Annotated in this window: 11 protein-coding genes; 4 read left to right on the top strand and 7 right to left on the bottom strand. The window is 67.2% G+C overall.

All coding sequences use genetic code 11. The annotated features are described in order from the left end of the window. The first annotated feature begins 140 nt into the window (after positions 1–140). Complete coding sequence (locus ABDC78_RS04605; RefSeq protein ID WP_178359105.1) at positions 141–566, top strand: MmpS family transport accessory protein; 426 nt, start codon at positions 141–143, stop codon at positions 564–566. After that, positions 563–3439, top strand: a complete 2877-nt coding sequence (locus ABDC78_RS04600; RefSeq protein ID WP_178359104.1) for an MMPL family transporter — start codon at positions 563–565, stop codon at positions 3437–3439. The genes ABDC78_RS04605 and ABDC78_RS04600 overlap by 4 nt, the downstream gene beginning before the upstream one ends. A 53-nt stretch (positions 3440–3492) precedes the next feature. On the opposite strand, the gene ABDC78_RS04595 is transcribed toward ABDC78_RS04600, so the two are convergent. Both ABDC78_RS04595 and ABDC78_RS04590 read right to left on the bottom strand, forming a co-directional pair. Beyond that, complete coding sequence (locus ABDC78_RS04595; RefSeq protein ID WP_178359103.1) at positions 3493–4908, bottom strand: APC family permease; 1416 nt, start codon at positions 4906–4908, stop codon at positions 3493–3495. Then, the gene (locus ABDC78_RS04590) at positions 4905–6008 is read right to left on the bottom strand and encodes a P1 family peptidase (RefSeq protein ID WP_347133325.1); all 1104 of its coding nucleotides are present in this window, start codon (positions 6006–6008) and stop codon (positions 4905–4907) included. The genes ABDC78_RS04595 and ABDC78_RS04590 overlap by 4 nt, the downstream gene beginning before the upstream one ends. Positions 6009–6153: 145 nt before the next feature. On the opposite strand from ABDC78_RS04590, the gene ABDC78_RS04585 reads away from it, so the two are divergent. Continuing rightward, complete coding sequence (locus ABDC78_RS04585; RefSeq protein WP_347133324.1) at positions 6154–6756, top strand: TetR family transcriptional regulator; 603 nt, start codon at positions 6154–6156, stop codon at positions 6754–6756. A 74-nt stretch (positions 6757–6830) separates the two neighbouring features. Here ABDC78_RS04585 and ABDC78_RS04580 read toward each other — a convergent pair whose 3' ends face one another. From ABDC78_RS04580 to ABDC78_RS04565, 4 genes are all read right to left on the bottom strand, one after another. After that, entirely contained in the window at positions 6831–7979 is a 1149-nt protein-coding gene (locus ABDC78_RS04580; protein WP_178359123.1) for an acyl-CoA desaturase, read from the bottom strand. Between the two features lie 150 nt (positions 7980–8129). Beyond that, positions 8130–9611, bottom strand: a complete 1482-nt coding sequence (locus ABDC78_RS04575; protein ID WP_178359100.1) for a glycoside hydrolase family 130 protein — start codon at positions 9609–9611, stop codon at positions 8130–8132. After that, positions 9608–10618, bottom strand: coding sequence for a glycosyltransferase (locus ABDC78_RS04570; RefSeq protein WP_178359099.1), 1011 nt, complete (start codon positions 10616–10618; stop codon positions 9608–9610). Before ABDC78_RS04570 ends, ABDC78_RS04575 begins: the two co-directional genes overlap by 4 nt. After that, complete coding sequence (locus ABDC78_RS04565) at positions 10615–11748, bottom strand: glycosyltransferase (RefSeq protein ID WP_178359098.1); 1134 nt, start codon at positions 11746–11748, stop codon at positions 10615–10617. The genes ABDC78_RS04570 and ABDC78_RS04565 overlap by 4 nt, the downstream gene beginning before the upstream one ends. Positions 11749–12042: 294 nt before the next feature. Here ABDC78_RS04565 and ABDC78_RS04560 point away from each other — a divergent pair, with 294 nt between their 5' ends. Further along, positions 12043–13071, top strand: coding sequence for a DUF2293 domain-containing protein (locus ABDC78_RS04560; RefSeq protein ID WP_178359097.1), 1029 nt, complete (start codon positions 12043–12045; stop codon positions 13069–13071). A gap of 133 nt (positions 13072–13204) precedes the next feature. Here ABDC78_RS04560 and ABDC78_RS04555 read toward each other — a convergent pair whose 3' ends face one another. Further along, positions 13205–13918 (bottom strand): hypothetical protein, encoded by a 714-nt coding sequence (locus ABDC78_RS04555; RefSeq protein WP_347133323.1) that lies wholly within the window; start codon positions 13916–13918, stop codon positions 13205–13207. Positions 13919–13953: the final 35 nt, after the last annotated feature.

The raw sequence follows: 13953 nt of genomic DNA, 5'->3' as shown, positions 1-13953 counted from the left end.
AAGTCATTAGGTTACCTACACGACGATTGGTGCTCACCGGACCCGGCGGGCCGACACATGCGGTGAAAGGCCTCGCACGTGAACAACCTCCCCGGCGGCCGTCCAGAAAGTGGCAGCCCCGAAACCCGTTGGAGCCGAGCATGACCGCGGTCGTCAAGCGCCTGTGGCTGCCGGTTCTCGTGATCATCGCCGTCGTCGTGGGCGTGTCCACGGTCAGTCAACTGCGCGAGGTGTTCGGCGCCGATCCGGTGCTGGTGACCCCCGCCGGTTCCGACAAGGCCGAGTCGTTCAACCCCAAGGTGGTGACCTACGAGGTCGCCGGCACCGGCACCACCGGGCTGATCAACTACGTCGACCTCGACGGCATCCCGCAGCGCGTCGAGGGGGCGGCGCTGCCGTGGTCGCTGACGCTGAGCACGACGGTGCCGGCGGTCAGCGCGAACATCCTCGCCCAGAGTGACGGCGGCACCGTCACCTGCCGGATCCTCGTCGACGGCGAACTCAAGGAAGAGCACACCGCGACCGGCGTCAACGCCCAGACCTTCTGCGTGGTGAAGTCCGCATGAGCGCACACATGGTGACGGGACGGCCCTGGCTGCCGCGAACGCTGCGCACGTTGGCGGTCCCGATCATCCTGGCCTGGGTGCTGCTGATCGTCGCCCTCAATGTTGTTGTGCCGCAACTCGAAGTCGTCGGCAAGATGCGCGCGGTGTCGATGAGCCCCAACAGCGCACCGGCGATGATCGCGACCAAGGAAGTCGGCTCGGTGTTCGAGGAGTTCGACACCAGCAGTTCGGTGATGATCGTCATCGAAGGCCAGCAGGACCTCGGCGCCCCCGCCCACGAGTACTACGACCGGATCGTCGCCGATCTGCGCGCCGACACCACCCACATCCAGCACGTCCAGGACTTCTGGAGCGACTCGCTGACCGCGGCGGGCGCGCAGAGCAACGACAACAGGGCCGCCTACGTCCAGGTGTACATCGCCGGCGACCAGGGTGAGACGCTGGCCAACGAATCCGTCGAGGCCGTAAGGACTTTGATCGCCGACACCCCGGCGCCCGACGGGGTTCAGGCCTACGTCACCGGACCGGCGGCCACCACCACCGACCAGAACGCCGTCGGCGACGCCAGCATGCGCACCATCGAGATGGTCACCTTCGTCGTGATCATCGTGATGCTGCTGATCGTCTACCGGTCCGTCGTCACGACACTGGTGGTGACGGGGATGATGTTCCTCGGCTTGATGGGCGCGCGCGGGATCGTGTCGTTCCTCGGCTACCACGAGGTTTTTGGGCTCACCACCTTCGCCACCAACATGGTGGTGACGCTGGCGATCGCCGCGGCCACCGACTACGGCATCTTCCTCGTCGGGCGCTATCAGGAAGCGCGTCGCAACGGCGAAGATCGAGATTCCGCCTACTACACCATGTTCGGCGGCACCGCCCACGTCATCCTGGCCTCCGGGCTGACGATCGCCGGGGCCACGTTCTGCCTGCATTTCACCCGGCTGCCCTACTTCCAGACGATGGGCATCCCGCTCGCGGTCGGCATGACGATCGTCGTCGCGGCGGCCGTCACGCTGGGACCGGCGCTCATCTCGGTGGTCACCCGGTTCGGCCGGGTCCTCGAACCCAAACGGATGGAACGCTCTCGGGGTTGGCGACGTGTCGGTGCGGCCACCGTGCGCTGGCCGGGCGCGATCCTGGTCGCGTGCGTGGTGGCGTGTCTGGTCGGCCTGCTCGCGCTGCCCGGGTACCACACCATCTACGACGACCGCGTTTATCTGCCCGACGACGTCGCCGCCAATGTGGGTTACGCCGCCGCCGACCGGCACTTCTCGTCGGCGACGATGAACCCGGATCTGCTGATGGTGCAGAGCGATCACGACCTGCGCAACCCCGCCGACTTCCTGGTGATCGACAAGATCGCCAAAGCGCTCGTCGACGTCCGCGGCATCGCCGAGGTGCAGACCATCACCCGCCCGGAGGGCAAGCCGATCGAGCACTCGACGATCCCGTACACGTTGAGCGCCAACAGCACCGGCCAGATCATGAACAACGACTACATCCAGAAGATGCTCGACAACACCCTCGAGCAGGCCGACGACATGCAGGTCACCATCGACTCGATGACCAAGATGAAGTCGCTGACCCAGGAGATGTCGACGATCACCAACCGCATGGTCGAGTCGATGAAGAACACCAGCTCCACGATCGCCGACGTGCGCGACCACCTGGCCGACTTCGACGACTTCTTCCGGCCGATCCGCAACTACTTCTACTGGGAACCGCACTGTTTCGACATCCCGGTGTGCTGGGCGATGCGGTCGATCTTCGACAGCCTCGACGGGATCAGCACCATGTCAGACGACTTCGCTGCCATGGTGCCCGATTTCGAGCAGATGGCCGCGCTGATGCCTCAGATGGTCACCCTCATGGACCCGATGATCGAGACCATGAAGAACCAGAAGGAGATCATGCTGACGCAGTACCAGATCCAGAAGGCGCAGCAGGATCAGACCATGGCGATGCAGGACAACGCCACCGCCATGGGTGAGGCGTTCGACGCCGCGCAGAACGACGACTCGTTCTACCTGCCGCCGGAGGCGTTCGAGACCGCCGAATTCCAGCGTGGCATCAAGCTTTTCCTGTCACCGGACGGGCATGCGGTGCGGTTCACCATCATCCACCAGGGTGATCCGCTGACCGAGGCCGGCACGGCGCGCATCGACGCGTTGAAGGTCGCCGCCGAGGATGCCGTCAAGGGCACGCCACTGGCGGGGTCGACGATCTACCTCGGCGGCAGCGCGGCGCTGTACAAGGACATGCAGCACGGCGCCGACTACGACCTGCTGATCGTCGCGACCGCCGCGCTGATCCTGATCTTCCTGATCATGGTGCTGCTGACGCGGGCGATCGTGGCCTCGGCGGTGATCGTCGGGACCGTGGTGCTCAGCCTCGGCACCTCGTTCGGGCTGTCAGTGCTGTTGTGGCAGCATCTTATTGGCATCCCGCTGCACTGGATGGTGCTGCCGATGTCAGTGATCGTGCTGCTGGCCGTCGGCGCCGACTACAACCTGCTGCTGGTGTCGCGGATGAAGGAGGAACTGCACGCCGGCCTGAACACCGGCATCATCCGGTCGATGGCGGGCACCGGTTCGGTGGTCACCGCGGCCGGCATGGTGTTCGCGTTCACCATGATGTCCATGACGGTCAGCGACATGATCGTCATCGGCCAGGTCGGCACCACCATCGGCCTGGGTCTGCTGTTCGACACGTTTGTGGTGCGCTCGTTCATGACCCCGTCGATCGCGGCGCTGTTGGGGCGGTGGTTCTGGTGGCCGCAGCAGGTGCGGATGCGGCCCCGCCCGCAGCCGTGGCCTGCTCGCGTTCAGCGCCCCGTTGAGACTGCAGCCCTGGCGGGGAAGTCCGAGTAGCGCCCGCCGTCAGCGCAGTGTCAAGGCAAAGGCGCAGTGTCAACGCAAGGGTCTCAACGCAAAGACCGGCCCGGGCGCCACGCCAGCGCGCCGACGATCAACCCGACGAACGGGATCGCCGCCAGCACCGCGCTGAGTCCGACGCTGCCACCGGTCACCAGCGTGAAGTTCGACAGCACCAGCCACAGACTGCCCAGCAGTCCGAGGACGGCCAACGCCGGCGCGATCCGCGTCTGCCACACTCGCCCGCCGGCCGCGTCCGGGTTGCGCACGAAGTACACCAGCACCGCGACCGAGGTGGTCAGCATCAGCAACACCATGCCGACCGTCGCGACCCCGGCCATCGACCCGAAAACCCCGACCAGCGGGTCGATTCCGAGGACCGCGAAGATTCCGACGATCACCGCGGCGGTCACCGTCTGCACCAGCGACGAGAACGCCGGTGACTGGTGGCTGCCGTGCACGCCGGCCAGCCGCTGCGGCAGCAGGCCCTTGCCCGCCAGCACGAACTGGTAGCGGGCGATGACGTTGTGGAACGACAGCACACAGGCGAACAGGCTGGTCAGCAGCAGCACGTTGACGACGTCGCGGCCGATGCGGCCCAGCGCGTCGTCGGTGGTGTCCAGCAACATGTTGCCCTCGCCGTCGAGGGTCTGCTGCGCGACGGCCGCCACCTGGTCGGGACCGATCGCCACCACGAACGCCCACGCCGTCACCGCGTAGAACCCGCCGATGATGAGCACCGCGGCGTAGGTCGCCCGCGGGATCGTCCGCTCCGGGTCCCGCGCTTCGTCGCGGAACACCGCGGTGGCTTCGAACCCGATGAACCCGGTCAGCGCGAACAGCACGGCGATGCCCAGGCCGGGGTGGGCGAAGACCTCCGGGGTGAACGACGTCAGCGTCAGCCCGGCCGGGCCTGGGTTGGCGACGATCACCAGGTCCAGCAGCACCACGATGCCGATCTCGAGCGCCAGCGCCACCCCGAGCACCTTCGCCGACAGGTCGATGTGCCGGTAGCCCAGCAGCGCGACGATCGCCAGGATCGCGAAAGAGTAGACAGGCCAGGGGATCACGGGTCCGTTGTAGAACGCGACGGTGTCCCCGATGGCCCAGCCGATGTAGCCGTAGATGCCGGCCTGGATCGCGGTGTAGGCGATCAGCGCGACCACCGCGATCCCCTTGCCCATCCGCTCGCCGAGCCCGACGGTGACGTAGGAGAAGAACGCGCCCGCTTCGGGCACGTGGGGTGTCATCGTGACGAATCCGACGGAGAACACCAGCAGCACCAGCGCGGCGATCACAAAGCCCACCGGTGCTCCGGCGCCGTTGCCGATGCCCATCGCCAGCGGCATGTTGCCGCCGATCACGGTCAGCGGGGCCGCCGCGGCGACGACCATGAACACGATGCTGACGACACCGAGACGGCCGTGCAGCCGGCCCTCTGTGTCCGGAATTGTGTTGTTGCTCATCGGGACTCCTGATCGGTGTTGAGGGCCTGCTGGAGCAGGTGGTGGTCGAGGGCGTGCGCGGTCAGGCCGTTGCGGCCGGTGACGGTGGTGGCGGCGACCAGCGCGTTGACGATCGCCTCTTCGGTGGCCTCGATCGTCAGATCGAACAGCCGGGTCATCAGTTGTGGTGCGACCATCCGCAGCGCGACCTCGGGTCGCGGGGTACTGGCGTCCTCGTCCCAGGCGTACGGCGGGATGCCGCGGTTGCCGGTCGCGAAGGCGAGCATCAGATCGCCGCTGTACTGTTCGCCGTTGCCGCCGATTCGACTGACCGCCAACGCCGCTCGCTGCGCCAATCGGGTGCACTGGTGCGGCAGCAGCGGCGCGTCGGTCGCGACGATCACGATGATCGACCCCGAGCCGGGCTCGTACTGGCGCGGCATGTCGGGCTGCGGGACGACGTCCGCGCCGATCCGCTCGCCCACGGGCATGCCGTTGATCCGAAGGCGTTCGCGGCGGCCGTGATTGGCCTGCACCAGCACCCCGACGGTGTAGCTGCCGGCGGCGGTCTCGGTGACACGCGACGAGGTGCCGATACCGCCTTTGAAGCCGTGGCAGATCATCCCGGTGCCACCGCCGACGGTCCCCTCGGCGACCGGCCCGCTGTGCGCGTCGGCCAGTGCGGCAGCGACGTGTTCGGCCTTCACGTGGTGGCCGTTGATGTCGTTGAGCAGCCCATCGTAGGTCTCCCCCACCACCGGCAGCGACCAGTACACCCCGTCACCGCGGCCGGCCACCTGTGCGGCGACCAGCGCGTCGCGCACGACGCCCACGCTGTGGGTGTTGGTGATCCCGATCGCCGAGGTGAGCTCACCGGATTCCCGGATCCACTCCAGCCCGGTCATCTCGCCGCTGCCGTTGAGTCGGTGGCTGCCGGCAAAAACAGGTTCGGTCCAGATGTCGTCATGCGGGACGACGACGGTGACGCCGGTGTGCACCGCGGGCGGGCCGTCGTCCTGCAGCGTGCAGTGCCCGACGCGCACCCCGGCCACATCGGTGATCGCATTGTCCGGCCCCGGCGGATGTTCGCCGATGACGATGCCAAGATCTCTCGCCCGCACAGGGGCCTCCAGGTCAGATAGTTCTTTTCCTATTCGGAAAATAATGCGCCCGGTCGGACGCATGCGCAACCCCAACGACGGAATTGGTTCATCAGCGGGTAACCTCGGACCACATCCACCCGACGGGAAACGGAGCAGTCACCGCGTGGCACGGCCGAACCGACAAGTCGAGCGTCGAGGCGAGATCCTCGATGCCACAATCGCTTTGATCGAGCGCCATGACCTTGCGACCCTGCGCCTGGCCGATGTGGCCGAAGAACTCGGGCTGACCACCAACGCCGTCCGCTACTACTTCAAGGACATGGCCAAGCTGCTCTCCGAGCTGGCATTGCGCTCGGATGTGCGGTTCTACGACGCCCGACTCGCCGCCCTCGAGGACACCGATGACGCGGCCGCACAACTGGCGGTGACGATCGCCGCGGGGCTTCCGTCCGGACCCGAGGACGCCGAATGGCGGGCGATCTGGCGCGCCGTGCTGGCCGCCGGATTCGAACTCGACCAGCGCAGCGACGTGCAGGGCATCTATCACCGCCAGGTCGACCTCTACACCCAGATCCTGACCGCGGGCCGGAAGAAGAAGGCGTTTGTGCTTAGCTCCCCCGCCCGCGACATCGCCATGACGTTGATGTCGATGGAGGACTATCTCGGTTATCGCATCGTCGCCCGCGACCCCGCGATGAACCGGCGGACCGCGCTGCGGCTGATGCGCCAGTACGCGGAGCTCGCAACGGGCGCGCGGCTTCCCTAACCCCCGTTGAGACTGCGTCCAGGGCGCAGAAGTGCGAGTGGCGCCCGCCGCCAGCGCAGTGTCAACGCCAAAAGTTAAGCGGCGCGCAAAGCTGAGCGCCGACGCGACCCCGCCTTCAGTTGCCGCCGCCGCGGGCGGATCTGCGAGACGTCCGCGTCCCGGCCGAAGAAGTTGTCCGGCAACGCCAGCCGGTGGATGATGCCGAGCGTCGAACCATATTGGTGCGCAAGCGATCCCGTCAGATACGGCAGACCGTACTTCTCGCACAACGGTCGCACCCGGTCGGCGATCTCGGCGAGCCGGTTGCTCGGCAGGTCGGGGAACAGGTGGTGTTCGATCTGGTAGCACAGGTTGCCGCTGGAGAAGCCCAGCAGCTTGCCGGCCTTGAAGTTGGCCGCACCCAGCATCTGCCGCAGGTACCACTCGGCCCTGGTCTCGGACTGCAGGACGTCGGGGGTGAACTTCTGGGTGCCGTCCGGGAAGTGTCCGCAGAAGATCACCACGTACGCCCACAGGTTGCGGGCCAGGTTGGCCACGGCGTTCGCGCCCAGGGTCCGGCGCCACCGCTTCAGGCTCAGCGCGGGCCACAGCAGGTAGTCCTTGAACCCCTGTCGGCCTATCTTGCCCACCAGCGTCTTCACCTGCGCCCGTCGCGACGGGTTCGTCCGTGCCAGGTCCACGTCGTGCAGGGCGATGCCCCACTCGAACGTCAGCGCCAGGAGCAGGTTCTGCAGCGGCTGCAGCAGATGCTTACGCTGCCACGGCTGATCCGGCGTCACCCGCATCACGCCGAACCCGAGGTCGTCGTCCTCGCCGAGCACATTGCTGAAGACGTGGTGGCGGTAGTTGTGTCCCGACTTCCACTGCGACGACACCGCGACCATGTCCCACTCCCACGTGCTCGAGTGGATCTCCGGGTCGTTCATCCAATCCCACTGGCCGTGGGAGACGTTGTGCCCGATCTCCATGTTCTCGACGCTCTTGGCGTACCCGAGCGCCGCGGTGCCCAACGCCCAGCCGGCCTTCGACCGGGTGCCGGCGATCAGCAGCCGCGCCGCCACATCGAGCGTCCGCTGGAACAGAATGGTGCGCCGGATGTAGGTGGCGTCGGAGGCGCCGAGTGACTGCTCGATGTCGCTGCGGATCTCGTCGAGCTCGCTCCCGAGACGTTCGATGTCCGCGGGGCTGAGATGGGTGTACCTGGCGATGTCGGTGATGGCGATGTCGATGTTCCTTGATAGATCCAGCGCTGAGGGCGTGGATCTCACCCTGGAACCGAAAAGTTGTTGGTGACCGGTCGACCGAGGAGTCGGCGGGTGAGTTCAGAATACCCGCCGCCGGCGCTGGTAAACGGGTGAGCGACGACACCCGCGCTATTCGGCGAAGGCAGCTAACAATTCGGCCAGCGGAACCGTCGCGATGCCGATGGCGCTGTCACCGATGCCGTGCGGAATCACCAGCGTTTCCGCGTGGACGAGCGCACCGCAGGAGTAGACGACGTTGGGCACGTAGCCGTTCCGCTCGTCGCGCGCCGGGGTCAGCAGGGGCCGTCGCAGCCGGCCGATCACCCTGGTCGGGTCGTCGAGGTCGAGCAGGATCGCCCCGATGCTGTAGGTGCGCATCGGCCCGACGCCGTGGGTGAGCACCATCCAGCCCGCATCGGTTTCGATTGGCGGACCGCAGTTTCCGAGTTGCAGCGTCTCCCACACCTCGGTCGGCTGCTGACACGGCGATGCCGACGTCCAGACCGACCGGTGATCGGCGAACGCGACAGTGTTGGTCTCGCGGTCCGATCGCGACATCGCGGCGTACCGGCCGCCGATGCGGCGCGGGAACAACGCCAGGCCCTTGTTGGCCGCGGCCCGTCCGACCAGCGGCACCGAGGTGAACGACTGGAAATCGGTGCTCTCCAGCAACTGTTGGCTGATGTGTGATCCGCTGTAGGCGGTATAGGTGGCGTAGTAGGTGACCGAGCCGTCGTCGTCGACGAACCGGACAAAACGTGCGTCCTCCATGCCCGCCTGCTCGGCTTCCGTCGCCGACCACAGCACCCGCTCGGACAGCGTCACATCGTCACGGAATTCGACGGCGTAGCAGCGTGACGCGATGTCGCGAACGATGTCGATGGTGCCTTCGGCCTGGCCCCGGGTGCGCAGGTGAGCCCGCAGGCTGTCGAGGCGCTCGTCGAGATCGGATCGGGTGAACAGGTCCCCGAGCGCGTCGAAGATGTAGTCCGCAGCCTCACCGGCGCGGTCCTGCCTGCTGAGTTCGGCGCGGAACACCGCGGCGTCGAGCAGGGCGGGTTCAACGCGTCCCGTCGAGGCATACGGCGCAGGTTCGTCGATCGTGGGGACCCCCGCCGCGTCGACGACACCGGTCCGGAACCCGATCGTCGACCGATGTCCCTCCCCGATCCCCCGCACGCTCATCACGAACCGCAGACTTCCCGCGGCCATGCCGGACTGATCGGGGTGCGCGACCATGCTCGGATTGCACAGCGCCGCACCCTCGATGGCGTACTCGTTGGTGAATGTCGCCCCCAGCAACAACATTCGTGCCTCGGTGAACTCGCGATTGGGATCGAGACGGTCGGCCAGCTCGCTGGCGTGCCTGCGGAAAGTGCCCTCCAGGTCGCGGTGCCGGGCGTCGAAGCGGGTCATCACGTCGTGCAGCGTCGCGCGCACGTCATCGTCGGTCAGAGCCAGGATCCGCGAGAGCACCGCCCCTGCGCGGGACTCCTGGGACTCGAAACCCTCCTGGCCGGGCACGAACAGCCGGGTGATCACCCGGCTGGGATCAGCGGTGAGCCGCTGTGCACTGCGGGTGACGAGCTCGGGCCGCGTCGTCGCCGTCACTGGGTGACAGTCGAAAAGCGCTGCGCCTGCTGCATCGTCGAGATCACGGCGAGGGTGGACTCCGCGCCCTGGTTGAGGTTCACCCGGTCGGCGTGCAACCCGTCGTAGCCTCCACCGGTCTCCGGATCCCACATCGGCAGCTTGAGGTCGTTGTCACCGTGGAACCACGCGGCAGCTGAGCGGATGGCGTCGGGCCACAGCGCCCGCGGGTCGGTGGCCGCGGCGCGCGCGCACGCGTCGGCCAGGCTGGCCACCTCGATCGGCTGCTGGTCGAACGCGGGCCGGACGTCATCCGGTCCGCAGCCCCCGTCGGGGGTCGGCGACAGGTGGCCGTCGGCGGTCTCGAAGTTCAGCAGCCATTCCAGCGCGTCCAGGCCCCGCTGTCGCAGCTCAGAGTCCTCCAGCGCCACGCCGGCGGCGATCATCGCCTCGGCGAGCACCGCGTTGGCGTAGGTGAGCCGCGGCTCCGGCCACAACCACTCGGGGTCGACGGCGGCGGGCGGGAGAGATGCGGCGTAGTCGGTCAGCAACGTGCGGGACTCGACGTGGCCGGGTTCGTGGCCGAGGAGTTCGGCGGCGCCGATCGCGGCGAACGCCATCGCCCGCGGGTGCGGTGACCTGGTGTGGGTCGCGCGTTCGAACTGGATGGTCGCCAGTCGGCGAACCATGCTGACGTCGCTGTGGGCGGCCGCGGTGCCGAGGCCCCACACGGCCCGACCCCAGTGGTCGTCGGTGCTCGGAGTGTCGGTCCAGTGGCCGCCGCTGTCCATGCGGTTACGGCAGGTGCCGTCGTAGGACTGGGCTTCGTTCAGGAAAGTCAGCGCCTTACCGGCGAGGCCGTTGATCACACCCTCGGATTCCGGCTGCCGCGTGGTGACAACGAGCACCCTGGCCATGTCGTCGGTGCAGTAGCCGTGCTCGCGGCGCGGTTCGGTCAACAGCGCATGCTCGAACGTCGCGCGGTGATCGGTCATGCGCAGCAGGTGGGTGAACACCGGCGCGGTCATGCCGCTGCCAAACGAGCCGCGATGAGCCGTTGTGCCACAACCACATACGCATTGGCAACCACTGGCCACGCCATCGCCGGCGCAAGCCCGCGTGCCTCGGAAGCCATCGAACCGGCGACCCGCGGATCGGTGAGCATCCGGCGCAGGGCGCTCTCCATCGCGGCGGGGTCGTCGTGGTCGACGACGGTGCCCGCACCGCTGCCGAGCAGTTCGACGGCGTGCGGGAACGCGGTGGCGACAACAGGCCGTCCGCTGGCGACGGAATCGACCAGCACCCCGGAGGTGACCTGGTCCTTCGAGTCATAGGGCAGCACCACGACGGAGGCGGCCTGCATCAGGGTCGTCAATGCTTCGGGGGTGCGGTACGCCGAATCGAAGAACACCGAATCGGCGACCCCGAGGCGCTCCGCCTGCGCGATCAGAGCGTCGCGGTAGACGTCGCCCTGGGAGGCGAGCACCTTCGGGTGGGTGCGACCGGCGATCAGATACCGCGGATTCTGCGGGAGGTGCTTCAGCGTGGCCATCGCGTCGATGACGCGCTCGATGCCCTTGCCCGGGCCCAGCAGGCCCCAGGTCAGGATCGTCGGCCGGCCCGAACGCATCAGCGCGGCTGTGGTGGGCAGCGCCGCACCGTGCGGGATCGTGGTGACCTTGCGGTGATCGACGGTGAAGCCGGCGCACAGACGTTCGCGGGCAGCTTCGGACATCACGACCACCTGGTCGGCCAGCGCCAGCACTTCGTTGAGCACCGAACGTTGGTGTGGTGTCGGATCTTTCAGCACCGTGTGGGTGATGACGATCGACGGCACCCGCAGGCCCTTCATGATCTCGACGACCTCGTCGCCGTCAGGTCCGCCGTAGATGCCGTACTCGTGCTGGATGAGGGCGACATCGCTGCGGTTGAGCAACTCCGAGGCGGCCGCGACGGACGGCGCCGAGCCGTTGACGAGCTCGCCGGTGACGTCGGCGCTCTCCGACGGGGTGCCGTCGGCGATGCGGACGATCTTGACGTCGACGCCCCTCGCGGACAGGCCCCCGGCCAAGGCGGCGCTGAAGGTCGCCAGGCCGCATGCTGTCGGCGCGTACGTGCTCAGAACCCCGAAACTCGGCAGATACGAAAAGCTTTGCATCCCAAAGGGAGCGGCTAAATGGTTGACAAGCGGTGCTGCATTCAAGATTATCCCGACTGGGCTATCGCCACCGGCGTACCGGCGTGTGTGAAGACTCGGGAAGATCAGCGCGTGAGCGCAGAAACTGATCTCTACCGGACTGCTGGAACTACCAGCTTCTCCCAGGCTACACCCCCTTGCCCCACGTTGAGGCTGCGTGCAGGGCGACAACGTGCGAGTAGACCCCGCCGTGGACGCGGTCTGAAAGGTAGCGACGCACTGCTGTCGGACCGCCGAATTACCCTCGGAGGTGCCATGGCACGTTTGGAGACTCGCGTCGCACACATTGCTGAGGCCGCGTTGGCCGAGCAGCGATTCGTCACGCCCATCGACGTCCTGGTCGGCCTCGGGTGGCTCGCGGCGGCGAATGTCGAACGGTGGGAGCGGGGCCGCGTCACTTCTCTGGACCTCGGCGTACAGGTCGACGCTGCTCGGACGCTCGAGGCCCTCGATGCCCTGCGCGCCTGGGCGGAGGGCCACGGCCTGAAGTCGTGGGAGACGGATTACGGCGAGCTGCAGTTCACCGCAGACGGCGACGCCACCCTCGACCGTGCCTTTCGCGTCCGCTGGGCGGCGACCGAGCAACCCGCACCCGAGAGGCTGCGAGCACCGTCGCAGCGGTTCACCGTGATCTCGGCGATCAACGCTTTCACCTGTTCCTCCTGCGGCGACGAGAGCGGCGATCTGCTCCTCAAGACGAACTCCGGTGCGCTGTGTCTGGATTGCGCCGACCTCGGCCATCTGGTGTTCCTGCCCTCGGGGGACGCCGCGCTGACCCGTCGCGCCAAGAAGGCGAGCCAGCTCTCGGCGGTGGTCGTCCGCTGGAATTTACGGCGCAATCGTTATGAGCGCCAAGGCATTCTGGCCGAGAACGACGCGATCGAAGCCGCTGCCCGGCAGTGCCTCGAGGACGCCGACGTCCGCGCCACGCAGCGAGCGCGAGACCAGATCTACCGCGCCGAGGCCGACGAGAAGTTCCGCGTGGAGTTCGCCGTCGCGATCCGCGCACAGTTCCCCGGCTGCCCACCCGCCCGCGCCGAGGCCATCGCCTACCACGCCGCTGTGCGCGGCAGCGGTCGCGTCGGACGCAGCGCCGCGGGCCGCAACCTGGACGCCGATGCGATCCGCCTCGCCGTCACCGCATCGGTCCGACATGTCGACACCGACTACGACGACCTGCTGATGTCCGGGGTTGATCGCGACGACGCCCGCCTCCGAGTGCGCGGCCGTGTCGACGACATCCTCGACACGTGGCGCGACGGCGCTGTCTCCCTCGACACCTGACCTCTCCCGCTGAGACTGCATTCACGGCGGCAACCTCCGTTGAGACTGCAACCACGGCGGAGAAATGTGAGTAAACCCCGCCGTCAGCGCAGCCTCAACGCCGGGGTCCGCCGCCAGCGCAGTCTCAACGCCGCTAGGCCAGGTCGAATCGACCGTCATGAAGGCGCTGGGCCGCCCGCGCGTCCACCAACTCCGTCCGGTCCTCGGGGTGTCGCCAGTAGTGCCGCACCAGCCAATACAGCGCCACGCCCCGGGGCAGGTAGATGTCGGCGACGCTGATGATCTCTTCGTGGCCGTCCCGCAGGCGAAGCACCACCGCTCGGCGGGCCTTCTTCGATTCCGCGTGGTCGGCGACGTCAACCACGTCATCCCACTCAAAGACTCTGGTCTTGAGGATGTCCGCGTTCTCGATCATGGCCGGGGTCAACTTGACGTGTCCCACTCCGCCGCGACGCCAGGCAGTGATCAAGCCAGTGATTCCAACAAACGCGACGAATCCCGTAGCGACGGGCCAAACCGACTGCGAAATACGGGTATTGGCGAATTCAATGACACCAAAGGGTGCGCAGACACTGAATAGCATGCAACTCGGTATCGCCGCCACTACGCCGACGAGCATCACGATGCTGAACCGCTTATCCGGCCAGATCGTGAAACCCGTTGCATCGCTGGTGGTCCGCGCGGCAGTTCGGCCACCAGCGACCAACAGCATCGCCACCACGAAGGTCAGCAAGAAGGCCGCCCACCCGATCGTCACGGCTGTAGTCAGGAAGTTTCCGCGGGTCGCCGCAGCCACGCCGAGGTAGGCGTAACCCGCCGCCACGCCGGCCGTGGCGACAATCGCCACCTTGAGGAACGTGCGTCCGCCACGCCATCCCGCGG

Source organism: Mycobacterium sp. DL (assembly GCF_039729195.1).
Lineage (GTDB): Bacteria > Actinomycetota > Actinomycetes > Mycobacteriales > Mycobacteriaceae > Mycobacterium > Mycobacterium hippocampi_A.
This window is presented reverse-complemented; position numbering and strand designations above follow the sequence as displayed.